Source organism: Pseudomonas sp. P42 (genome assembly GCF_017973755.1).
GTDB lineage: Bacteria > Pseudomonadota > Gammaproteobacteria > Pseudomonadales > Pseudomonadaceae > Aquipseudomonas > Aquipseudomonas iridis.
In genome coordinates this window covers 442,321-465,392 of the sequence record NZ_JACOPU010000004.1, presented here as the reverse complement: position 1 = coordinate 465,392, position 23,072 = coordinate 442,321, and the positions used below count along the sequence as shown (strand labels likewise).

General features: G+C 59.1%; 21 protein-coding genes. 7 read left to right on the top strand and 14 right to left on the bottom strand.

Going from position 1 to position 23,072, the window contains the following annotated elements; genetic code table 11:
• Window positions 1–83: 83 nt before the first annotated feature.
• The 4 genes from H8B20_RS15330 to H8B20_RS15315 form a co-directional block, all read right to left on the bottom strand.
• Window positions 84–461 (bottom strand): type II toxin-antitoxin system VapC family toxin, encoded by a 378-nt coding sequence (locus H8B20_RS15330; protein ID WP_042559889.1) that lies wholly within the window; start codon window positions 459–461, stop codon window positions 84–86.
• A complete protein-coding gene (locus H8B20_RS27845) occupies window positions 458–811 on the bottom strand; it encodes a type II toxin-antitoxin system Phd/YefM family antitoxin (RefSeq protein ID WP_414704602.1) in 354 nt (117 codons plus the stop codon). Before H8B20_RS27845 ends, H8B20_RS15330 begins: the two co-directional genes overlap by 4 nt.
• Before the next feature lie 202 nt (window positions 812–1,013).
• Window positions 1,014–2,420 (bottom strand): heavy metal sensor histidine kinase, encoded by a 1,407-nt coding sequence (locus H8B20_RS15320; protein ID WP_210623741.1) that lies wholly within the window; start codon window positions 2,418–2,420, stop codon window positions 1,014–1,016.
• The gene (locus H8B20_RS15315) at window positions 2,417–3,091 is read right to left on the bottom strand and encodes a heavy metal response regulator transcription factor (RefSeq protein ID WP_210623740.1); all 675 of its coding nucleotides are present in this window, start codon (window positions 3,089–3,091) and stop codon (window positions 2,417–2,419) included. Before H8B20_RS15315 ends, H8B20_RS15320 begins: the two co-directional genes overlap by 4 nt.
• Window positions 3,092–3,546: 455 nt before the next feature.
• Here H8B20_RS15315 and H8B20_RS15310 point away from each other — a divergent pair, with 455 nt between their 5' ends.
• The 6 genes from H8B20_RS15310 to H8B20_RS15285 all read left to right on the top strand — a co-directional run bounded on the left by H8B20_RS15310 (window position 3,547) and on the right by H8B20_RS15285 (window position 10,831).
• A complete protein-coding gene (locus H8B20_RS15310) occupies window positions 3,547–4,794 on the top strand; it encodes a TolC family protein (protein WP_210623739.1) in 1,248 nt (415 codons plus the stop codon).
• Between the two features lie 49 nt (window positions 4,795–4,843).
• Window positions 4,844–6,037 carry an efflux RND transporter periplasmic adaptor subunit gene (locus H8B20_RS15305; RefSeq protein ID WP_210623738.1) on the top strand — a complete coding sequence of 398 codons (1,194 nt, stop codon included), beginning with the start codon at window positions 4,844–4,846 and terminating at the stop codon, window positions 6,035–6,037.
• 15 nt (window positions 6,038–6,052) lie between these two features.
• Window positions 6,053–9,202 (top strand): CusA/CzcA family heavy metal efflux RND transporter, encoded by a 3,150-nt coding sequence (locus H8B20_RS15300; protein ID WP_210623737.1) that lies wholly within the window; start codon window positions 6,053–6,055, stop codon window positions 9,200–9,202.
• Between the two features lie 126 nt (window positions 9,203–9,328).
• Window positions 9,329–9,529, top strand: coding sequence for a co-regulatory protein PtrA N-terminal domain-containing protein (locus tag H8B20_RS15295; protein WP_103306801.1), 201 nt, complete (start codon window positions 9,329–9,331; stop codon window positions 9,527–9,529).
• Window positions 9,530–9,597: 68 nt separating this feature from the next.
• Window positions 9,598–9,927, top strand: a complete 330-nt coding sequence (locus H8B20_RS15290) for a DUF2790 domain-containing protein (protein ID WP_210623736.1) — start codon at window positions 9,598–9,600, stop codon at window positions 9,925–9,927.
• Between the two features lie 523 nt (window positions 9,928–10,450).
• Entirely contained in the window at window positions 10,451–10,831 is a 381-nt protein-coding gene (locus H8B20_RS15285) for a DUF6124 family protein (protein ID WP_210623735.1), read from the top strand.
• A gap of 212 nt (window positions 10,832–11,043) precedes the next feature.
• On the opposite strand, the gene H8B20_RS15280 is transcribed toward H8B20_RS15285, so the two are convergent.
• Window positions 11,044–12,369 carry an OprD family porin gene (locus tag H8B20_RS15280; RefSeq protein ID WP_210623734.1) on the bottom strand — a complete coding sequence of 442 codons (1,326 nt, stop codon included), beginning with the start codon at window positions 12,367–12,369 and terminating at the stop codon, window positions 11,044–11,046.
• A 488-nt stretch (window positions 12,370–12,857) separates the two neighbouring features.
• On the opposite strand from H8B20_RS15280, the gene H8B20_RS15275 reads away from it, so the two are divergent.
• Window positions 12,858–13,322 (top strand): GNAT family N-acetyltransferase, encoded by a 465-nt coding sequence (locus H8B20_RS15275; RefSeq protein WP_210623733.1) that lies wholly within the window; start codon window positions 12,858–12,860, stop codon window positions 13,320–13,322.
• 280 nt (window positions 13,323–13,602) lie between these two features.
• Here the strand turns inward: H8B20_RS15275 and H8B20_RS15270 are convergent, their stop codons facing one another.
• The 9 genes from H8B20_RS15270 to nuoJ all read right to left on the bottom strand — a co-directional run bounded on the left by H8B20_RS15270 (window position 13,603) and on the right by nuoJ (window position 23,072).
• Window positions 13,603–14,445 (bottom strand): alpha/beta fold hydrolase, encoded by an 843-nt coding sequence (locus H8B20_RS15270; protein WP_342345710.1) that lies wholly within the window; start codon window positions 14,443–14,445, stop codon window positions 13,603–13,605.
• A gap of 80 nt (window positions 14,446–14,525) precedes the next feature.
• Entirely contained in the window at window positions 14,526–15,488 is a 963-nt protein-coding gene (locus H8B20_RS15265; RefSeq protein ID WP_210623731.1) for a class I SAM-dependent methyltransferase, read from the bottom strand.
• Complete coding sequence (locus tag H8B20_RS15260; protein WP_210623730.1) at window positions 15,485–16,717, bottom strand: YcaO-like family protein; 1,233 nt, start codon at window positions 16,715–16,717, stop codon at window positions 15,485–15,487. Before H8B20_RS15260 ends, H8B20_RS15265 begins: the two co-directional genes overlap by 4 nt.
• 48 nt (window positions 16,718–16,765) lie before the next feature.
• Window positions 16,766–16,894 carry a hypothetical protein gene (locus tag H8B20_RS28085; RefSeq protein WP_261736161.1) on the bottom strand — a complete coding sequence of 43 codons (129 nt, stop codon included), beginning with the start codon at window positions 16,892–16,894 and terminating at the stop codon, window positions 16,766–16,768.
• 472 nt (window positions 16,895–17,366) lie between these two features.
• The gene (nuoN, locus tag H8B20_RS15255) at window positions 17,367–18,830 is read right to left on the bottom strand and encodes an NADH-quinone oxidoreductase subunit NuoN (protein ID WP_042559875.1); all 1,464 of its coding nucleotides are present in this window, start codon (window positions 18,828–18,830) and stop codon (window positions 17,367–17,369) included.
• Window positions 18,831–18,837: 7 nt separating this feature from the next.
• Window positions 18,838–20,370, bottom strand: coding sequence for an NADH-quinone oxidoreductase subunit M (gene nuoM / locus H8B20_RS15250; protein ID WP_042559874.1), 1,533 nt, complete (start codon window positions 20,368–20,370; stop codon window positions 18,838–18,840).
• 39 nt (window positions 20,371–20,409) lie between these two features.
• Window positions 20,410–22,263, bottom strand: coding sequence for an NADH-quinone oxidoreductase subunit L (nuoL, locus tag H8B20_RS15245; RefSeq protein WP_047301931.1), 1,854 nt, complete (start codon window positions 22,261–22,263; stop codon window positions 20,410–20,412).
• On the bottom strand, window positions 22,260–22,568 hold the full coding sequence (gene nuoK, locus H8B20_RS15240; RefSeq protein ID WP_003223790.1) for an NADH-quinone oxidoreductase subunit NuoK: 309 nt from the start codon (window positions 22,566–22,568) through the stop codon (window positions 22,260–22,262). Before nuoK ends, nuoL begins: the two co-directional genes overlap by 4 nt.
• A 3-nt stretch (window positions 22,569–22,571) precedes the next feature.
• Window positions 22,572–23,072 (bottom strand): NADH-quinone oxidoreductase subunit J, encoded by a 501-nt coding sequence (nuoJ, locus tag H8B20_RS15235; RefSeq protein ID WP_042559872.1) that lies wholly within the window; start codon window positions 23,070–23,072, stop codon window positions 22,572–22,574.

Below are 23,072 nucleotides of genomic sequence, written 5' to 3'. Positions count from 1 at the left end.
TTTCCTGCCTGACCCACAGCTTTCGCGAGCAGGCTCGCTCCCACAGGTTTCAGTGGTGTTTCCCTGTCTTTTTTGTGCCCGAACTAAACCAGAACAGCCAGATCTGTGTACCGGGCAACCAATGGGTCAGCAGTGAGGAGTTTCATCGGTTCGGTCATTGCGGTTGCAACGATAAGGCGGTCGAACGGATCACGATGATGGTGCTCAAGATCTTTCACGGCGATTGCGTGTTCAGACGTTACCGGTAGTTCTATAAAGCCACTCTCGATGCAGTACTGCCGAATTTCCTCGAGATCAACGTTCAGCTTTCCGAGTCCGACCTTGATTGCCATTTCCCAGAAGGTGGCAGCACTGATGTAGATATCGGCAGCGTTTTCAATCAGCTTTCTGGCTTTGCCGGAGAGTCTGGCGTCATCACTGAGCGTCCAGAGCAGAATGTGCGTGTCCAGCAGAATCCTCATGACTGCGTGCCTTCGAAAGAATCGAGCATGTCGTCAGGTAATGGGGCGTCGAAATCTTCGGGTAGCACCAGTTTTCCTTTCATTGCCCCTATACGTTGGCCATTGGATTTTCCCATAGGGACGAGGCGTGCCAGCGCACGACCATGTTTGGCAATCGTGATGACCTGTCCCGCTGCCGCGTCATCGACGAGTTTGGATAGATTGTTTTTGGCTTCCGCCAGCGGAACGATGATCATTATTTCTCCCCCGTATTCTGGACAAATATAGCCAGAATATTCCAGGGCCGCAAAATCGCGCCAATGTTCCGCGCAGACAAGTGAGAGGGCAGCACGACCATAGGTGTGGGGCATTTGCCTGGTTTTGCTCTGCCGGCTGGCAGCCATGGTGTCGGCGCCCTCAACCAACTCCCAAAAAGTATCTCGTTTCATGATCCTTACTCGCTCCGATATTCCCTCCCGAAGGCATCCACGATAGAGCTATTCACTGTTACTGGCTGTAGGACGAAACCGAGGTTGCGGCGAGAGCTTTCGGCGTTTGTGGGAGGATGGGTGCCTATACGGATGACTCAGCAGTCGGGAAACCGAGGCGGAACACGGTCATCGCCCCCGGCAAACTCCTCACGTCAGCCACGCCCTGATGCAGGCTCATGATCGAGCGCACGATTGCCAGTCCTAACCCGGTGCTGCCTTGTGAGCGTGAGCGGCTGCTGTCGACGCGGTAGAAGCGATCAAACAGATGGGGCAAATGCTGCGCCTCGATCCCCGCGCCTGGATTGCTGACCAGCAATGAGGTCTGTGTCGCACCTTGTTCAATCAGCAAAGTCACGGTTTTGCCGGACGGACAATGGCGCAGTGCGTTGGACAGCAGATTCGAGATCGCTCGCTGAATCATCAATCGATCCCCCATCACCGCTGCGCTGCCGAGCACATTCAGATGAATCTGCTTGTCCTGTGCCGACAGCGAAAACATCTCCGCCACCTTCAGCGCTTCGTCCTCCAGCGCCACCGACTCAAAAGGTGCCAATGCCGACGGATGACTGACCTGCGCCAAAAACAGCATGTCCGAGACAATCCGTGCCACGCGCTCCAGCTCTTCAGTGCACGACACCAGCACATCCTTGTACTCGTCCACGCTGCGCTCGCGCGAAAGCGTCACCTGCGCTTTGCCCATCAGGTTATTGATCGGCGTGCGCAGCTCATGGGCCAGATCATCGGAGAATTGCGACAGCTGCTGCACCCCGGCATCCAGTCGATGCAGCATGAAGTTGATGCCCTGCGCCAGTTCGCTCAACTCCTGGGGCATGTTCACGACTGACAGCCGATGATCCAGATCCTGGGTCGAGACCATCGCGGCCACTTTACGAAACTCGCGCATCGGCGCCAGCCCACGCTGTACCGCGCCCCAGGCACTCAGGCCGATGAACACCAGCAATAACGGCAAGGCAATCAGCGTGGAACGCAGATAGGCGCTGAGCAACGCCTGATCATGGGCATTATCCATCGACAGCAACACCGGCACGCTGCTGCCATCCTTGAGGCGGATCAACTTGGAGGCAGTGAGAAACTTTGCGTCTTGCGCGTCGGTACTGTCGCTGTAGCTCAACTGATCGGTGGTCGCCCGAACCGCTTTCAATTCGACGCGTGGATCGGCCAGACCCGAGCCGGATTTGAGCCGTGGCAAACGCAAATTTGAGCGGTCGTAAATGGTCAGTGTGAGGTTGTCGTGCCCCATCACCTGATCGAGCAGGATGTGCGGTTTTCCGCTGATTTCGCCAACATCGGCGTACAGCGACAGGCTGTGCTCAACCTGCGCCATTTTCTTTTCCAGGCTGTCTCTGGCCAGCGCATTCAGTTCATGGGTCAGGGCGAAATACGCCAGGATCGCCAGAAACACCACCAACAGCGCGCCGAGAATACTCACCGTCAAACCCAGGCGCATCGACAGGCTGGCTGGCTTCATTCCCGCGCCTCCAGCACGTAGCCGACACCGCGCAGGGTGTGGATCAACTTGTGCTCGAACGGATCATCGATCTTCGCCCGCAAGCGCCGGATCGACACTTCGACCACATTGGTGTCGCAGTCGAAATTCATGTCCCACACCAGTGAAATGATCTGCGTGCGGGTCAGCACTTCGCCGGACTGGCGCATCAGCAGATGCAGCAGGGCGAATTCCTTGGTGGTCAGGTCGATGCGTTGCTCGCCGCGAAACGCGCGATGACGCCCGGGGTCGAGCTCCAGATCAGAGACTTTCAGCACCTGTGGCACCGGGATGTTTTCGCTGCGGCGCATCAGTGTGCGCACCCGCGCCAGCAACTCGGGGAATTCGAATGGCTTGACCAGATAGTCGTCGGCGCCCAGATCGAGCCCGCGAATCTTGTCGGCCAGACGCCCGCGTGCGGTGAGCATCATCACCCGCGTGGAATGAGTGCGGCGCAGTTGTTCCAGCACGCCCCAGCCGTCCAGTTCCGGCAGATTGACGTCGAGAATGATCAAGTCATAAGCCTGTTGTTGCGCCAGATGCAGTCCGTCGGCGCCAGTGGTTGCGTGGTCGACGATATAACCACTTTCGGTCAAACCCTGATGCAAGTATTCGGCAGCTTTAAGCTCGTCCTCGATGACAAGGATTCGCATGATCTATCACCACTTTTATTTAATGGATATTTAATTAAGGGTGGCCGGGAAAGTTGTTGTTTTTGTAAGGGCTTCCGGACGGGTTTTATTAACGACTAAAAATATTCCTACAGAGATTTCTCTGCGTGCAGACGTGCAAGGTAAAGGCTGTAGTAGCTACAGAGTCAACGAAAAACCTCTCGATGAAGCCTTGAATAGAGCCACTGCGGCAGCCTGCCGCAGGGCGATAGGGCACCCTTCATGAGAACTCGTTTCAGGCAAGTGCTGTTCGGCAGATAACTTCGGTGTATTTGTTTCCGTGTATTACATAATTGAATGTCGCACTTCGCATGCTAGTGCAAAACAACTTCCCGCAACCGTGGATAACGGATTTGTAATGTTCCAGTCACCTTGTCGATAAGTTCAAAACCCTACCGTGGCGGCATCAAAGATTCTTGATTAAAGGAAGTCTGCCATTGCCCGGTTTAACAGAACTGATGGCGCGATCACGCCTGAAAAAAATAGCCGGCGGCATGCTGTTGCTGGCCACAGCAAACCTTGCGGTCGCGTCGACCCTGACCCTGGAGCAGGCCCTGCAAACCGCGTTCGCCGGCAACCCCGATCTGGCCGCTGCCCAATGGGAAATCGGCATCGCCGAGGGCGACCGCAAGCAGGCGGGCCTGATCCCCAATCCTGAAGTCTCGTGGGAGGCCGAGGACACCCGCCGCGAATCCCGCACCACCACGGTGATGCTCAGTCAGCCGATCGAACTGGGCGGCAAACGCGGCGCGCGCATCGATGTTGCCAGCCGTGCGCAGGACGGCGCCGGCATTGAACTTGAGCGCAAGCGCAATGCCTTGCGCGCCGATGTGATTCAGGCGTTCAACAGCACCCAGACTGCGCAGCAACGCTTGCAGTTGTCGCGACAGTCACTGCAACTGGCCGAGCACGGTTTGCGCGTGGCGCACGGCCGCATCGAGGCGGGCAAATCTTCGCCGGTGGAGGGCACGCGGGCGCAGGTGCAGCTCTCCGAAGTGCGCCTGGAACTGAGCCGCGCCGAACGCGATCAGGCCAACGCTTACCAACAACTGGCACAGGTGATGGGCGCACCGTTGCCGACCTCGATCAACGTACAAGCTGCTACGCAAAACCTCGCCACGGTGCCGCCACCCAGCCGTTTATTGGAGCGTCTGAACGAAACCGCCGAGCTGCGCCTGGCCAACCTGCAGATCGATCAGCGTGAGGCTGCGTTGGGGCTGGAAAAGTCCCAGCGCATTCCCGATCTCACCGTCAGCCTCGGCAGCCAGTACAGCGAAACCGAGCGCGAACGGGTCAACGTGGTCGGGCTGTCGATGCCGATTCCGCTATTCAATCGCAATCAGGGCAACGTCCTGGCAGCGGCGCGCCGAACCGATCAGGCGCGGGATCTGCGTAACGCCATCGAGCTGCGTTTGCGCACGGAGATCCAGACCAGTCTTGAGCAATGGCAGACCGCCAATGGCGAAGTCCAGACCTTTAACCAGACCATCCTGCCCGCCGCGCAAAGTGCGGTGGACAGCGCCACACGCGGCTTTGAAATGGGCAAGTTCGGCTTCCTCGACGTGCTCGACGCCCAGCGCACCTTGATCAGCGCTCGCAGCCAATACATCCAGGCCGTCAGCGAAGCGACAGATGCGCACGTGCGCATCGAACGGATCTTCGGCGACCTCGCCGTCAGCCCTTGAATTTCACTTTTCAAATCACTGCGCGAAGGCACGGCGCAGAGGAGTTTCCATGGATAAAAAACTGATGGTGGTCGCGGTGGCGACCTTGGCTTTGGGCATCGGCATCGGCTCGATGTGGCCCGGCAATGCTTCTATCGACGCGCATGCCGATGAAGCGGCGGAACATGCCGATCACGCTGAAGAAGGCGCCGCCGCCGACGGCGACCACGGCCAAGAAGGGCACATTGAATTGAGCGCCGAACAGATCACCGCTGCGGGCATTCAACTGGCCGAAGCACGCGCGCAAACCATCAGCCTGGGGTTACCGTTCCCCGGCGAAGTGCGATTCGACGAAGACCGCACCGCCCACGTCGTGCCACGCGTGCCCGGCGTGGTCGAGTCGGTGTCGGTCAACCTCGGCCAGTCGGTGAAGAAGGGGCAATTGCTGGCGGTAATCTCCAGTCAGCAGATCTCCGACCAGCGCAGTGAGCAGGCGGCGGCGCAACGCCGTTTGGCCTTGGCGCGCACGACTTATGAGCGCGAAAAGAAGCTGTGGCAGGACAGGATTTCTGCCGAGCAGGATTTTCTCCAGGCGCGGCAAGCCATGGAAGAAGCCGAAATCGCCGTGAACAACGCCCGGCAAAAAATCAGCGTGCTCAGCGGCAGCGTGGTCGCCACCGGCGGCAATCGCTATGAACTGCGTGCGCCGTTCGACGGTGTCGTGGTGGAAAAACACCTGACGCCGGGGGAGGTGGTTGATGAAACCACAGCGGCTTTCACGCTCTCGGATTTGTCGCGAGTGTGGGTGACGTTCGGCGTTTCGCCCAAGGACCTGACCAAGGTGCAAGTGGGCAAAGCCGTGACCGTCAGCGCGCCGGAATTGAATGCGCAAGTCACCGGCAGCGTGGCCTACGTCGGCAGTCTGCTTGGCGAACAAACCCGCACGGCGACTGTGCGCGTCACCCTGGAAAACCCGCAAGGTTCGTGGCGTCCGGGGCTGTTCGTCACCGTACTGGTGGCCACTGACAGCCGTCAGGCGCGAGTCGCGGTGCCGGAAACCGCGATCCAGACCGTCGAGGACAAACCCACGGTGTTCGTGCGCACCGACGACGGCTTCAAGGCGCAAGCGGTGGAGCTGGGCAGTCGCGCGGCGGGGCAGGTGGAAATCACCCAAGGCCTGGAGGCCGGCGCGCAAGTCGCCAGCGCCGGCAGCTTCGTCCTCAAATCGGAACTGGGCAAGGCTTCGGCCGAGCACAGTCATTAATTCTGGAAGGTCCCCATGTTCGAACGCCTGATCCAGTTTGCCATCGAGCAGCGCATCATTGTGCTGCTCGCCGTTCTGCTCATGGCCGGCCTCGGCATCGCCAGTTATCAAAAACTGCCGATCGACGCCGTGCCCGACATCACCAATGTTCAGGTGCAGATCAACACCGGCGCCGCCGGGTTCTCGCCGCTGGAAACCGAGCAGCGCATCACCTTCCCGATTGAAACTGCCATGGCCGGTTTGCCGGCATTGGAGCAGACCCGTTCGCTGTCACGTTCGGGGCTGTCACAGGTCACCGTCATCTTCAAGGACGGCACCGACCTTTTCTTCGCCCGGCAATTGGTCAACGAGCGTTTGCAGATCGCCAAGGAGCAATTGCCCGAAGGCGCGGAAGCGGTGATGGGGCCGATTTCCACCGGTCTCGGCGAGATTTTCCTGTGGACGGTCGAAGCGCAGGAGGGCGCGCTCAAGGACAACGGCACGCCCTACACGCCGACCGATCTGCGGGTGATTCAGGACTGGATCATCAAGCCGCAATTGCGCAACGTGCCGGGTGTGGCCGAGATCAACACCATCGGCGGTTTTGCCAAGGAATACCAGATCGCCCCGGACCCGAAACGCCTCGCCGCGTACAAGCTGACCCTCACCGATCTGGTCACGGCGCTGGAGCGCAACAATGCCAACGTCGGCGCCGGTTACATCGAGCGCAGCGGCGAGCAGTTGCTGATTCGCGCGCCGGGGCAAGTGGCGAGCACCGAGGACATCGCCAACATCGTCATGGCCAATGTCGACGGCACACCAATCCGCATCAAAAACGTCGCCAACGTGGAAATCGGCCGCGAACTGCGCAGCGGCGCGGCCACCGAAAACGGCCGTGAAGTGGTGCTCGGCACGGTGTTCATGCTCATCGGCGAGAACAGCCGCACCGTCTCGCAAGCGGTCGCCGGCAAGCTCGAGCAGATCAACAAATCGTTGCCCAACGGCGTGATCGCGGTGCCGGTGTACGACCGCACGCACCTGGTCGACAAAGCCATCGCCACGGTGAAAAAGAACCTCATCGAAGGCGCGATTCTGGTGATCGCGATTCTGTTCCTGTTCCTCGGCAACATTCGCGCGGCGTTGATCACGGCGATGGTGATTCCGCTGTCGATGCTGTTCACTTTCACCGGCATGTTCAGCAACAAGGTCAGCGCCAACCTGATGAGCCTCGGCGCGCTCGACTTCGGCATCATCGTCGACGGCGCGGTGGTGATCGTCGAAAACACCCTGCGCCGACTCGCTCATGCGCAGCAGCACCATGGGCGATTGTTGACGCGTGCCGAGCGTTTCAAGGACGTGTTTGCGGCGGCCAAAGAGGCGCGGCGACCGCTGATTTTCGGCCAGTTGATCATCATGGTCGTGTACCTGCCGATCTTCGCCCTGAGCGGCGTTGAAGGGAAAATGTTCCACCCGATGGCGTTCACCGTGGTCATCGCTTTGCTCGGCGCGATGCTGTTGTCGGTGACTTTTGTGCCGGCGGCGATTGCGCTGTTCGTGACTGGCAAGGTCAAGGAAGAAGAGGGCGCGGTGATGCGCGGCGCGCGTCGCGTGTATGCGCCGGCATTGGCTTGGGTGATGAGTCATCGTGCCGTTGCGGTGGGCGCGGCGGTGGGCGTTATTGTGCTCAGCGGCGTGCTGACCAGCCGCATGGGCAGCGAGTTTGTGCCGAGCCTCAGTGAGGGCGATTTCGCCCTGCAAGCCTTGCGCGTGCCGGGCACCAGCCTGACGCAATCCGTCGATATGCAGCAGCGACTGGAGACGCTGATTCTGGCGAAGATGCCGGAAGTCGAGCGCGTATTTGCCCGCACCGGCACTGCGGAAATCGCCTCCGACCCGATGCCACCGAACATCTCCGACAGCTACGTGATGCTCAAGCCCAAAGAGCAATGGCCGGATCCGGGCAAGTCCCGCGAAACTCTGATGGCCGAACTGCAAGCGGTGGCCGCCACATTGCCGGGCAGCAACTACGAGCTGTCGCAGCCGATTCAGTTGCGCTTTAACGAACTGATTTCCGGCGTGCGCAGTGACGTGGCGGTGAAGGTGTTTGGCGATGACATGGACGTGCTCAACGCCACGGCGGCGAAGATTGCGGCGGCGATGCAGAAGGTCAGCGGCGCCTCCGAAGTCAAAGTCGAGCAAACCACCGGGTTGCCGGTGCTGACCATCAACATCGATCGCGACAAGGCCGCGCGTTACGGGCTCAACGTCGGTGATGTGCAGGACACCATTGCCGTGGCGGTGGGCGGACGTCAGGCCGGCACGTTGTATGAAGGGGATCGGCGTTTCGACATGGTCGTGCGTTTGTCCGATGCCATGCGCAAGGACATCGACGGCTTGTCGGCGCTGCTGATTCCGGTGCCGGCGGTGAATGGCGCGGCGAATCAGATCGGTTTTATCGCCCTGCAAGACGTCGCCAGCCTCGACCTGGTGCTGGGGCCGAATCAGGTCAGCCGCGAAAACGGCAAGCGTCTGGTGATCGTCAGCGCCAACGTGCGCGGGCGCGATATAGGTTCATTCGTTGCCGAGGCGGGCGAAGTGATCGAACGCGACGTGCAAGTGCCGCCTGGTTACTGGACCAGTTGGGGCGGGCAGTTCGAGCAACTGCAATCAGCGGCCAAGCGCTTGCAGATCGTGGTGCCGGTGGCGTTGCTGCTGGTGTTCGGGCTGTTGTTCATGATGTTCAACAATCTGAAGGATGGCTTGCTGGTGTTTACCGGGATTCCGTTTGCGTTGTCCGGGGGCGTCATGGCGCTGTGGTTGCGCGATATTCCGCTGTCGATTTCGGCGGGCGTCGGGTTTATTGCGTTGTCCGGAGTGGCGGTGTTGAACGGCTTGGTGATGATTGCGTTCATTCGCAATCTGCGGGAGGAGGGGCGGTCGCTCACTGAGGCGATCAACATCGGTGCGCTGACGCGATTGCGGCCAGTGTTGATGACGGCGCTGGTGGCGTCGCTGGGCTTCATTCCGATGGCGCTGGCGACCGGCACGGGGGCTGAGGTGCAGCGGCCATTGGCGACAGTGGTGATCGGCGGGATCCTGTCTTCGACGATTCTCACGTTGCTGATCTTGCCGGCGCTGTACCAACTGGCCCATCGCCGGGATGAGGAGGCTGTTCCAACTAAATAGGTAATCTCCCACAGGGTTTCCGTGCGCTGATCCGGGAGATAACGGATATGTAATTTCCCCGCCACCGTCCCGATAGGTTCGGATTGTTACCTTGATCCCGTCAGCTACTTAAACGAGGAATCAAAGATGAAATTTGCCCAAATCAGTGCCTTCACCGCAGCCCTGGCGCTGTCTTCCCTGGCCATGGCCGAAGGTGGCGGCGACCGCACTTTCGAAAAAATGATGACCGCCAACGACCGCTCCGTAGAGCTGTACGTTGCCCGCGAACAGGCCCGCGATCCGGTCGTCGTCAATGACAAGAAAGACGACAAGACTCAAGACCTGTAAACGCAGCCGTGCTGGAACAAGCCTGTCATCGCGCATCGATGCCGGGCTTTTTTATGGAGGTTATAAACATGAAGTTGATCAAGTGGATGGTGTTCACCGGGGTGATGGCGATGTCCATGAATGTGCTGGCCGAGGGCGGTGGTGACCGCACGTTTGAGCGCGCATTCAGTGCCAACGTCAAAGCCATGGAGCAATACGCCGACAACCAGGGCAAAGCGCCGCCAGTGGTGAAGGAATACGAGTACGGGATGAAGCTGGATGTGGTCAAAGTCGTGAGCGTCGTCAAGCCGCCGGCGACTTGCGCCGTCGTCCCCACCGCCATGACTTACGAAGACTCGAAAGGCCAACTCAACACCGTCAAATACACCGTGGCCGGCGATTGTCGCCAACGTGGCTGATCTGCCCCAATCAAAACGCGATCGCCCCGTAATGATAAAAACGCGGTCCTCTGTAGGAGCTGCCGAAGGCTCGGGCCGCGATCGGACGATCTTTTGATCTTGATCTTTAAAATCAAAATCAAAAGATCGCAGCCCGAGCCTTCGGCAGCTCCTACACGGGGTGGCTTTCGATATGACGATGTGTATTTCGGTTCGAGATGTTTAAAGATTGTGTGGGAAATACAGAACCTTCCCACAATGTTTTCAGGTTGTCCGTCGGACGTCAGCTCTCTAGCCTGTGTGGGTCGCTGCCAATTCAGCGATCGGGTTTGGAACCCCGTGGTTCAACTGACAGCAAAAGCATCTTTCATGACGTATGCTTGCGCACTTTGATGGTGTGCACTCCGTTATGGCGGCTGTGCGCGGGAGACTTCGAGTCTGTCGGGTTTTGCTCAGTTGCCCGGGTTCCAACCTGCGTACAGCTGCCACCCCTTCGCGTGGAACCGAATGGGTCAGCTCCACCGTCAAGCTGAGTGAAAACATTATGAAAAAGCCAACACCCAATCCGCCCGAAACAGCCGTTGCTGCGGACGCCAATACAACGTCCCCCTACGCTTGCGAAGACACCCGCAAACTCCACGAAGCCGCCGACCGCGCCCTCGACTTTTACCTCAAACCCACCGCCGCCATCATGGCCACGCCCTACGTCCAGAACCAGATGTTCCAGGTCAATCCGAAGGCCGACACCGAATCCCTGCTGGCCAACGCCAGCGAATCCCTGGGCTCGGCCAGCGTCATGCTCGGCGACTTCGCGGCGCTGCTGCAAGGCACGCATCGCAAGACCCTGCTCGGTATCGCACAAGTGGTGATGCTTGGCGAACTCGCGGTGAACAGGGCGCTGGATAACGTCGAGCCCACCGCATAATCGTGTGGGAGCGAGCCTGCTCGCGAAAGCGGTGAGTCAACCGACGATGGCGTTGGCTGTGCCGACGTCTTCGCGAGCAGGCTCGCTCCCACAGGTTTTGGCGTTGCGTTGAAGTCCGGACATAAAAAAGGCGCCCCAAAGGACGCCGAAAAATTCACCTCTTTCCAAAGGAGCAAGGAGCTTCTAAAGGTGAATGTGCATTGCTCGTGAACTCAGAGAATCACCAACGGATATTCGACAATCACCCGCACTTCATCCAGGTCCGACTCGAACGCCGTGGCGCGAGTGGTGGCCTGGCGCAAGCGCAGTGACAAGTCCTTCAACGAACCGCTCTGCACCACGTATTTGACTTCGATATCCCGCTCCCAGCGCTTCTGATCAGTCAGCGGATTGCCTTCAGCATCGCGGCGCATGTACACGGCGTTGGCGTTGGAATAATCGGCGTCAGTGCCGCGCGCATAACGGGTCATGAACGAGAGACCGGGCACGCCATAGGTGGTCATGTCGAGGTCGTAACGCACCATCCATGAACGTTCCTTGGGCGAGTTGAAGTCGCTGTACTGGATGGAGTTGTCGAGGAAGATCGAGTCGGACTGGCGCAGGTAATCGAAATCGTCGTTGCCGTTGTTGCGCTGGTGGGAGAGGGCGACGGAATGCGCGCCGAGTTTCACGCCGACACGGCCGCTCCAGATGTTGTTGTCGAACTCGCCGAGCAGTTGTTTGCCTTCGTCGACAGCCTTGTAGTAATTCAAACCACCAAACAGCGACAAGTCATCCGACAGTGGATACGTCCACGCGGTGCCAGCGTAGTACTGATTCCAGGCATCCTTGAGACGACTGGAGTACAGGCTGAAACTGAGGTTTTTGTTCAGCACGTAATCGCCGCCGCCATAAGCGATCCACGGCGAATTGACCGGGCCGGCATAGAAGGTTGCGAAGTTCTCGCGCATGTCGCTGGACACCGGTTGGCTCATCGCGTGCAGTCGACCACCCTGAACCGACAGACCTTCAATACTGGTGTTGGTCGCCGTTACGCCGCGAAAGCTTTCTGGCAGCAAACGAGAGTCTCCTGCCGCTACTACCGGGTTGGCCGGGAACACATCACCAACCCTGACCACCGTATCGAATGCCCGCACTTTCGCGGCCCCCCCGACCTTGGTGTATTCGTCCCGCGCCTCGCCGTCACTGTTGACCGGCAGCACATCAAACGAACTGCGGCCACCGTTGCGCCCGTCACCGGTGTCGAGTTTCAAGCCGATCATGGCAAACGCATCAACACCGACCCCGACGGTGCCTTGGGTAAAGCCGGATTCGAACTTGCTGATCACCGCGTGCGACCAGGCCTCGGAATAACCGTTGCCGGTCGGGCTGGACTGGCCGTTGCGGTGCTCACGATTGAAATAGAAATTACGGTTGAGCACCGTCAGGCTGCTGCCTTCGATAAAGCCCTCGGCTTTTTCTTCGGCAAACACCATGGGCGGCCCGGAGCCAACCACCACCGCTAAAGCGGCCATCGACATTTTTGAATTGTTAACCATCAAACACTCCTTGGGTTCGGCAGAACGGGAACGTGCTTCGGCGTGGGTTTTATTGTTCGACGGGCAAGCGCCCGCCGGCATCGTCGCCGGGTAACATCGTTACAAGCTGCGGATAACGCCGAGGTGATGGCGCAATTACAATTTCGTCATGTGGGCGTACCTGGAGTTTGTGAATTCCACACAAACCTGTGGGAGCGCGCCTGTTCGCGGTAGCGGAGTGTCAGGCACTGAGGATGGTGGAAGTGCCGAGGCCTTCGCGAGCAGGCTCGCTCCCACCAAGAGACTTCGCGATTGACGTATCGGAACAATTCACAGCACTATCGCCCCATGAACACCCAATATCGAATGACCATGATGTGCTCCTGCATGACCGCTTCCGGCGGGCCATAAGGTCATACGTGTTTGTCATTTGACGTGTACCCGAAGCCCCGCCAGAAATGGACGGGGCTTTTTCATTTTCTGTATGCACATGGCTCATGGAGAGAGAAATGTTCGACATCAGAAGAGCTGGCGCGAATGACGCCCAAACCGCATTCGACATACGACGCTTGGCGATCAGGCATCAATGCATCGGTGCTTACACCGAGCAGCAAATGCACCACTGGACCCAGGGCTCGGCTGAGGACGGTTACGACACGCTCATGGAAAAGCATTTCTATCTGGGCTGGGTTGAGGGCGAGCCAGTGGCAACTGGAATGCTTGATATGGAGCAACGTGAAATCGGTGCAATCTTCATTCATCCGGATTTCATGCAACGGGGATTGGGCAAACACGTTTTGCACTTTCTCGAAGATCTGGCGAGGGTGCTGGGGCTGACAGAGGTCTGTCTGGACGCGACGTTGAACGCTGCCGATTTTTACCGGCGCTGCGGTTACATCGGGGAGGGGAGTGCGATTTACCAATCGCCTTCGGGTCTGCAACTGGCGTGCGTGCCAATGGTGAAGAAACTGTGATGCGATTGTGGCGAGGGAGCTTGCTCCCGCTGGGCTGCGCAGCAGGGCCCGCTTCCGAGTCCAAGGCGCTGGCCAAGATCTTCACTGAAATCACCGGGATCAAGCTCAGCGATATTGGCTGACCTGACACCATCGCGAGCAGGCTCACTCCACTTCTTTTCAAAGGCGCAAGGAGCTTCTACAAATAAATTCGTATCAACCGCGCTGGTTGACCGGGGACACGGCGCCCCAGCCTTGGTTTAGTTAATGCGCGTGAGGGTGATTGGGAATTGCAATTTCGTCATCTGGGCGGCTTTGCCAGATCGGTTCGGTTCAAGGTTGCAAGGGGGACTACGGTTGGGGGAAAAGCGTCTGACGCGCATTCACGTTTCAACGACTCGCGTACGGTTTTCAATATAGGCCATTCGAAAGCGTTGTGCCCGGCGCGCAGCAGGCGGCTTTGCACGGGCTGGCGCTGGCGTAACCAACGCAGGCTGGACATGCCGAAGGTGTCTTTGACGCCCTGGATTATCAGGGTGTCGGAATTGAGCGAAACGTCTTCGCTATCGGCACTGAAGAAGTAGCGATTGACGTGGTAATGCAATTCCAGGCGGATGGCGAGAATGGCTTCTTCATCGGCAAAGCTGCCGAGAGCATCCATTGGCATTGTCTGCCCGTTGAGTCGTAACGAAGCCTGCAACCAGTGGATGGCGGCCTGGTGCTGTTGCTCATGACAGCCATCATTCAATATTTGGTGGATGTCGCGCGTGGTACCGCCACCGGTATGGCGCAAGGCTGCGTTGATTGCTTCTTCATAGGCGTAAGTGTTCGCTGCAAACGGAACGAAAACAGACACCAATGTGGTTTTCAGCAAAGTGGCGGGGTACCGCTGCTGGTATTGAATGGCCAGCCAGGTGCCCCAGGAGACACCCAGCAGACTGATGCGCTGCAAACCGAGGTGCAGGCGCAAGGCGTTGATGTCTTCGACGTTCAGGGTCGTGTTGTTGTCTCGCGTCTGCCCGTAAGGGCGCGATCGACCACATCCGCGCTGGTCAATCAAAATCACGTCGAAGCAACGCAGGTCGAAGAATTCCAGATGATGACGGCTGCAGCGCCCACCCGGGCCCCCGTGCAAGAAGAACACGGGCTCACCACCGCGTGTTCCGTGGCGCTCCCAGTACAGTTGGTGGCCGTCAGCGGTGAGAAGGTATCCGTTGAGGCGGGTCATGCGGTGGGAAGCGTCAGGCGGTAGAACTGGAACAACTCTTGCCGCCCGCTACGCGCCGCCACACTGGAAATAATCGCCAGACCAAAGGTGTGAGCCAGCCAGCGCATGGCAAGCAACACCGGGGTATGACCAAACACGAGGATTGTGCCGCCGGGGTTCACGCAGCGCACCAGGCTATCAAACGCGCCGTGTGCTTCGCGGCGGGTCATGACTTCGGCATTGAGGAAACGAACAATCAGCACGTCGCAGCGAATAGAGGCGTCGACGCAGGCTGTCGCCTCCATCACGCGAAACTGCGCAGTGGACGTAGCGTGACGTTGTTGCGCATATTCAATCATCGAGACCGAACGGTCTGTGCCCAGATAGCGGCCGTCGGTGAGTTCGGCAGCCAGATGGGCGATGAAGTCACCCGTCGAGCAGGCCGGGTCGTAAATCAGGTCGTCCGGTTTGAGCAATGGCCGCAGTACGCTCACGCAGTGTTCGCGAAAGTGGAACTCGTCGGCGTTCAGTTGCGCAGCCAGCGATGGGTTACCTTGCCAGTAATCGGAGGGGCAAACAGCCTCGTCACCGCGTTCATCGATGACCGCGTAGGGAAAATGAATCTCGCTATCTGGACAGTTCAGCGCGGCGTCAAAGGCTTGAGTTCTTTCTTTCAACGTTGAGGTTTGAAAGTAGATCGACACGCCGTCGTTGCCCCATTGCGACTGCCTGTGGGGGCCGAGCAGCATGGTGGGGTTCAACAGGCTGCTCAGGCCCCAGCGATTGCAAGGGTCTCGCTGCAAGACTTTGCGGCCGACCCAGTCCTGGTCGCGGACTCGCAGAATAAATACCTGATGCAGGCCGTTGCGAGTCGATTCGACGAAACAACTGATCGGGCCTGCGCTTGTGATGTGGTCGGACAGGTTTTCTGCCAGTTCCAGTTCACGTTCCTTTGAGCAGACAATGGCTGGGTTATTCATGGGCTCACTCCGTGATGCTGTTTGCCCAGCCTTCGACCTCGGGCGTGGGGAATCACCACGTTGCCGCTGGACACGACAAAAAACCGTTCCAGCCCGGGTATCACCACATTGACCAGGCTGGTGCCGAGGCTGGTTTGATGCACCGTGGATACGCCGAGGCGGCGCCCGTGTTGTTGAAGGTCCGTGGTCAACTGTTCAATCTGCAGTGGCAACGGTCCTTGCGGGCTGGCCTGGGGCAGGGTCACCGTGGAGTGAGCGCAGCGATGCAGCAGATCCTCAGGATTGAATAGCAGGCAGCGCAATAGTCGGGGGAAGGGACTTAAGTGACGCTTCGCGTTTAGCAAATGCTGCGTGTATTCAGGCCCCTCTGCGACGTGATGCAACTGCACCAGTTCCGTCAGCGCGCGCCAGGCACCATGGCGTGGGTCCAGGGAGCAACCTGAACCGAAAACATGAATCCGGTCACCGGATGCGGCGCAAAACGCCAGGAAAGTGTGCGCAGCGAATTCGGTACTGATATCCACCAGCACGACCTCCGCGCCGATTTCCCTTTCGACATCCGTCCACAGTTGGCCCAGGGTATCGCCATTGCCGGGGCGGGCGATCCGGCGCAGTGGCGGTTGATTCCGATAATAAAAATGATCCAGCAAAAACAATGAAACAGCGTCCCGTTCGATGCATTCATTGATGGCATGCAGCAGGGCCTCGTCGTAACTGGCGCCGATGGCGGTGCCGCTATTGCTCGAGTATCGGCGCAAGGCCCGGCAGTCCGCGGTCTGCTGATCAAAAAACTGCTGTGTGTTGGGCGACGTCAGCGCGAGCGGGTAATAAAAAGGGTCGTGTCCTTGAGGACAGGTGTAGCGTCGGCAGGCGATTCGGCGGTTCTGCTGGCTGGAAAGGAGTCGCACCGGGTCTTGGTTGAAGATCGCGTTGTCTGCGAAGTAGTCCACGGGAATAGCGTGGGCATTCTGCACCGAGAGCGAGTCTGTCCAATAGTGTTCAAGCGTTTCGTAGAGCGCACCGATGGCTGCCTGAACTGCATAACCTTTGCCGGCGCCGCGCGCGACAGGCAGACCATTGCTGTCAGTAAAGGTCGCCTGTACCGCAACAACGTCCTGACCCAAGGTGAGCGTAGCGGGCGTCATTCCCAGCCGACTCAATTCAGTTTGAATGCGCTGGCAGGCCTGGTCCGCTGTCAGTTCTCGCTCGATCATCCAGTTACTGTCCATGATTTCCATCCTCCAAAAGAACGGGGGCTTTCACCCCCGTCCGTTCACTCACTGCGCATCGAGTTCGGCCAGCTCTTCCTCACTCAGTTGCAGTGCTTCGATGTGCTCCGGATCGCGAGCTTGCTCCTCGTCCAGTTCAACGATTTTGTTGGCGTTCCAGCTGCTCATGTAGCCCATGGATCAATTCCTTTTTTTTGTGGATGAAGGTGCTTTTGATTGCACGGATCGAATCTATTAGGCGGGCTGTGAACGGTCAAAAATGTCCGGAAGTTTCAGTTCCGGGAGTGATGGGAGGTTGAAATACGTACACATCATCTTGTGATTGAACCGCGGGACGTCAGGAGCCAGCCGCTTTTGTCCGGGGGAGTTCTTGTGATGTGTCTGAGGGATGTGGTGTGCTTGCCAGGGTTTCTTGCGCGGAGGGTGTGGGATATTTCAGCGAGTCTTGTGAGAGACACAAATCTGGCAATCATCTCCTGGGAATTTTCCATCGCATGAGATGAGTTTTCCCTGCGTTGATTGAATGCGTTCCTACAACCACAGCAAGGGCAGGTATCCGGCGGAGAGGGGACAGGCGCTGCACATATATCCAAAAAAAACGGCACCCGAAGGTGCCGTTTTCATTTGTAGCTTAAATCCAGCCGGGCAATCAGCCCGCCAGACCCGCCTGCTGAACCAGTGTCAGCAACGGCTGCGGGTAAACGCCGAGGAAGAACGCAACCAGGGCGATGGCCAGCAGCATGACGCCGCCCGCCTTTTGTTCCCAGTGCAACTCGGCATCGTGGCGACGCAGGTTTGGCTCGATCAGGTACAGGGTGACCATCACGCGCAGGTAGTAGAAGACGCCAATGGCGCTGCCCAGTACCAGCGAACCTACCAGCCACCATTGGTGCGATTCGACACCGGTGGCGATGATGTAGAACTTGCCGATGAAGCCTGCGGTCAGCGGGATACCGGCCAGGGACAGCATCATCACGGTCAGTACGGCGGTCAGGTACGGACGGCGCCAGAACAGGCCGCGGTATTCGTACAGGGCATCCGCGTCACGGCCGTTGTACGGCGAGGACATCAGGGTGATCACGCCGAAAGCGCCGAGGCTGGTGATCACGTAGGTGACCAGGTAGACGCCGATGGCTTCCACCGCCAGACCCTTGCTCGCCACCAGGGCGATCAGCAGGTAGCCGAAGTGCGCGATGGACGAGTAACCGAGCAGACGCTTGAGGTTGCTCTGGGTCAGGGCCAGCAGGTTACCGAACAGGATCGAGGCGACAGCGATCACGCTCAGCACGTCGCTCAGTACGCCACTGCTTGCAGCAGGGGAGATCTGGAACAGACGCACCATCACTGCGAACACGGCGACTTTGGAAGCGGTCGCCAGGAACGCGGCGACCGGTGCCGGAGCACCTTCGTACACGTCCGGCGTCCACAGGTGGAACGGTACCAGCGACAACTTGAACGCCAGACCGATCAGCATCATGCCCAGGCCCAGTTGTGCCAGCGGGCTAGGCAGGCCAGTGGCAGCCAGTGCCTGACCGATACCGGTGAAGCTCAGCGAACCGGCGTCTGCGTACAGCAGCGCCATACCGAACAGCAGGAACGCGGAACCGGCGGCCGACAGCACCATGTACTTGATGCCGGCTTCCAGTGAACGCTTGTTGAAGAAGGCGTAAGCCACCAGACCGTAGACCGGCACCGACAGCAGTTCCAGACCGATGAACAACCCGGCCAGGTGCTGCGCGCTGACCAGAACCAGACCACCGGCGGCGGCCATCAGGATCAGCAGGTACAGTTCTTCACGGTTGCCCGGGTAACCCGAACCGCCGTCACCCAGATAGGCGTGGGCGAGGGTGACGCAGGCGAGGGTGGCGACCAGGATCAGCGCCATGTACAGGCATGCGAACGCATCGATCTGCAGCAATGGGGTGACGGCCAGAGGCGCGACTTTCAAGGCAGGCAGGATCGACAGCAAGGCCAGGTTCAGACCGGCCACAGAGATCAGGAAGGTCTGCGAGTGGTTGCGGCGCCAGGCGATTGCCAGCATCACCACGATAATGGTGAGGCTGGTGATCAACAGTGGCGCAAGCGCAATAAAGTGTTGAATCGTGAATTCCATAGCGCTCTTACCGGGCCGAAGCGAGTTGAGTGAAGGCGGTGCCGAGCCACTGCTGTACGCCATGCATCGTGGCGGCAGAAGTATCGAGGAACGGTTGCGGGTAGACGCCGAGGTAAATCAGCAGCACCGCAAGGCCTAGCACCATGATCAGTTCGCGAGCGTCCATACCGTGCAGGACCGCATCCGATTTGGACGGGCCGAAGTACGCACGGTGGATCATGATCAGCGAGTAGACCGAACCGAACACCAGACCGGACGTGGCAATCGCAGTGATCCATGGCCAGCTTGCAAAAGAGCCGATCAGGATCAGGAACTCGCCGACAAAGTTACCCGTGCCCGGCAAGCCCAGCGACGCGGCTGCAAAGAACAGGCTGATCGCCGGCAGGTAAGCAATACGCGACCACAGACCGCCCATCTCACGCATGTCACGAGTGTGCAGACGCTCGTACAACTGACCGCTGAGGATAAACAGTGCGGCTGCCGACACACCGTGCGCCAGCATCTGGATCACTGCACCTTGCAGGGCCAGTTGGCTGCCGGAGTAGATGCCGATCAACACGAAGCCCATGTGGGAAACGGAAGAGAAGGCGATCAGACGCTTGATGTCGGTTTGCGCGAACGCCAGGAACGCACCGTAGAAGATCCCGATCAGACCGAGGGTCATGGCGATCGGCGCGAACTCGGCCGAGGCGTTCGGGAACAGCGGCAGGGCGAAACGCAGCAGACCGTAGGCAGCGGTTTTCAGCAGGATACCGGCGAGGTCGACGGAACCTGCGGTCGGTGCCTGGGCGTGCGCATCAGGCAACCAGGAGTGGAACGGTACAACCGGCAGCTTGACCGCGAAGGCGATGAAGAAGCCGAGCATCAGGATGTACTCGGTGGTCATCGACATCTTGGTTTTCAACAGGTCGGCGTAGTTGAAGGTAATCACGCCAGTGTTGTTGAAGTTGACCAGTACCAGACCGAGGATCGCCACCAGCATGATCAGGCCGGAAGCCTGAGTGAAGATGAAGAACTTGGTCGCTGCGTAGATCCGGGTTTTCTTGCCGTCCGAAGAACTGTGACCCCAGAGCGCGATGAGGAAGTACATCGGCACCAGCATCATTTCCCAGAAGAAGAAGAACATGAACAGGTCGAGGGCGAGGAACACGCCGACAACACCGCCCAGGATCCACATCAGGTTCAGGTGGAAGAAGCCAACGTGACGTTGAATCTCTTTCCACGAGCAGAGTACCGAGAGGATACCCAGCAGACCGGTCAGCAGGATCATCAACAGCGACAGGCCGTCGAGGGCCAGGTGCACGCTGATGCCGAAACGCGCGATCCAGATGTGCTTGAACTCAAGCGCCCAAGTGGGATCGGCGCCAGGCGCCGGGGCAAATGAATAGTTGCCGGTTGCCCACAGCCAGAGGCCGATCGCGAGCAACAGGGACATGGTGATCAGCGCAATCCAGCGGGGCAGGGTAGCGCCGAAGCGCTCACCCATCCAGCACAGCAGGCCGCCGATGAAGGGGATCAGGATTAGCCAAGGCAGAATCATGACGGGCTCGTTTCCTTTCGCAAATTCGCAAGGTTCATATCAGACCGCTACCAGCACGATGGCGCCAATAACCAGCACGGCACCAGCAGCCATCGAAGCAGCGTACCAACGCAGTTGACCGGTCTCGGTGCGGCTCAGGGCAGTGTGACCACCCTTGGCCATACGCGGGATCAGACCGATGGTCTGGTCGAGCGGGTCTTTGCGCAGGATGTGGCTGATCGCAAGGTACGGCTTGACGAACAGTTTGTCGTAGATCCAGTCGAAGCCCCAGGCAGCGAACCACCAGGCCGACAGGAAACGCCCGACGCCGCTGTTGGCAATCGCCGTCACGAAGCGACGCTTGCCGAGGAACAGCAGGGCCGCCAGCAGGATACCGGCCAGAGCGATGGCGCCCGAGGCGATTTCCAGACTGTGCTTGGCTTCGCCACCGGCATGGCCAACGCTTTGCGGCAGTACGCCGTGCAGCGGCGGCACGATCATGGCGCCGACGAACGTCGACAGCACGATCAGCACCGACAATGGCAGCCAGTGAGCGATGCCGTGACCGGCGTGGGCTTCAGTCTTGGCTTCACCGTGGAACGCGATGAAGATCAGGCGGAAGGTGTACAGCGAAGTCATGAACGCACCGACCAGACCTGCGTAAAGCAGACCCTGGTTGCCGCTGGCGAACGCTTCCCAGAGGATTTCGTCCTTGGAGTAGAAGCCCGCGGTCACCAGTGGCAGGGCAGACAGAGCCGCGCCGCCGACGATGAAGCTGGCGTAGGCCAGTGGCAGTTTCTTCCACAGGCCGCCCATCTTGAAGATGTTCTGCTCGTGGTGGCAGGCAACGATCACCGCACCGGAAGCAAGGAACAGCAGCGCCTTGAAGAAGGCGTGGGTCATTAGGTGGAAGATCGCGCCATCCCAGGCACCTACACCCAGCGCCAGGAACATGTAGCCGATCTGGCTCATGGTCGAGTAGGCGAGGATACGTTTGATGTCGGTTTGAACCAGAGCGGCGAAACCGGCGAGTACCAGCGTCACACCACCAACGATGCCGACCAGGTGCAGGATGTCCGGCGCCAGGGTGAACAGACCGTGGGTACGCGCAATCAGGTAAACACCGGCGGTAACCATGGTTGCGGCGTGGATCAGTGCCGAAACCGGGGTCGGGCCAGCCATCGCGTCCGCGAGCCAGGTTTGCAATGGCAGTTGTGCCGATTTACCGACAGCGCCGCCCAGCAGCATCAGGGTCGCCAGGGTGATCCAGAAGTCGCCGACCTGGAATTTCTGCGGTGCCAGCACCAGCAGTTCCTGGATGTTCAACGTGCCCACTTGCTGGAACAGGATGAACAGGCCAATGGCCATGAACACGTCGCCGATCCGGGTCACGATGAAGGCCTTGAGTGCGGCGTTACCGTTGTTGCGGTTGCTGTAGTAGAAACCGATCAACAGGTACGAGCACAGGCCCACGCCTTCCCAGCCGAAGTACAGGAACAACAGGTTATCGCCCAGGACCAGGAACAGCATGCTGGCGATAAACAGGTTGGTGTACGAGAAGAAGCGCGAGTAACCCGCTTCACCGCGCATGTACCAGGAGGCGAACAGGTGGATCAGGAAACCTACGCCCACCACCACGCCGAGCATGGTGATCGACAGGCCGTCGATGTAGAGGGCGAAGTCAGGCTTGAAGCCTTCCACTGCCATCCACTGCCACAGCACCAGGGTGTAGTGACCGCCTTCGGGAGGCGCGACGTTGAATTGCCAGATGACGTAGGCGGTGACAATCGCCGACAAGCCAATGGAACCCACGCCGATCAGCGCCGAGAGGTTTTCCGACCAGCGTCCACGAGAGAACGACAGCAGCAGGAACCCGATCAGGGGGAATACGAAAGTCAGAAAGATTAGGTTCATCCGCGCATCTCACTGGCAGCGTCGATATCGAGCGTGTGGAAGCGGCGATACAGTTGCAGCAGGATCGCCAGACCAATACTGGCCTCGGCAGCTGCAAGGCTGATCACCAGGATGAACATGATCTGTCCATCCGGCTGGCCCCAACGGGCGCCTGCAACGATGAAGGCCAGTGCAGAGGCGTTCATCATCACTTCCAGACTCATCAACACGAACAAAATGTTGCGACGAACCATCAGGCCGACGAGGCCGAGGCAGAACAGGATGCCGGCAACCGCCAGACCATGCTCAAGAGGGATAGCAGGCATAAGTTACTCCGTCGCCTCGTTGCGGCCCAAATGGAACGCCGTGACGGCTGCGGCAAGCAGCAGCATCGAGGCGAGTTCGACCACCAGCAGATACGGGCCGAACAGGCTGATGCCCACGGCTTTTGCATCGACGGTGGTGTGGCCGATGGCCTGGCCGCTCTGGTGAGCGAACAGCACATACAGCAATTCGGCCAGCAGCAGGCCGGCGAGAATCACCGGCCCGGCCCAGATGCCGGGCTTGAGCCAGACGCGTTCCTGCTGAACCGCGGCGGGGCCGAGGTTGAGCATCATCACCACGAACACGAACAGCACCATGATGGCGCCAGCGTAGGCAATAACTTCCAGCACACCGGCGAACGGTGCGCCGAGGGCGAAGAAGGTCATGGCCACGGCGATCAACGAGATGATCAGGTAGAGCAGGGCGTGCACAGGGTTGGTGTTGGTGACCACACGTAGCGTGGCCACGACAGCGATACCCGATGCGAAATAGAAAGCGAATTCCAT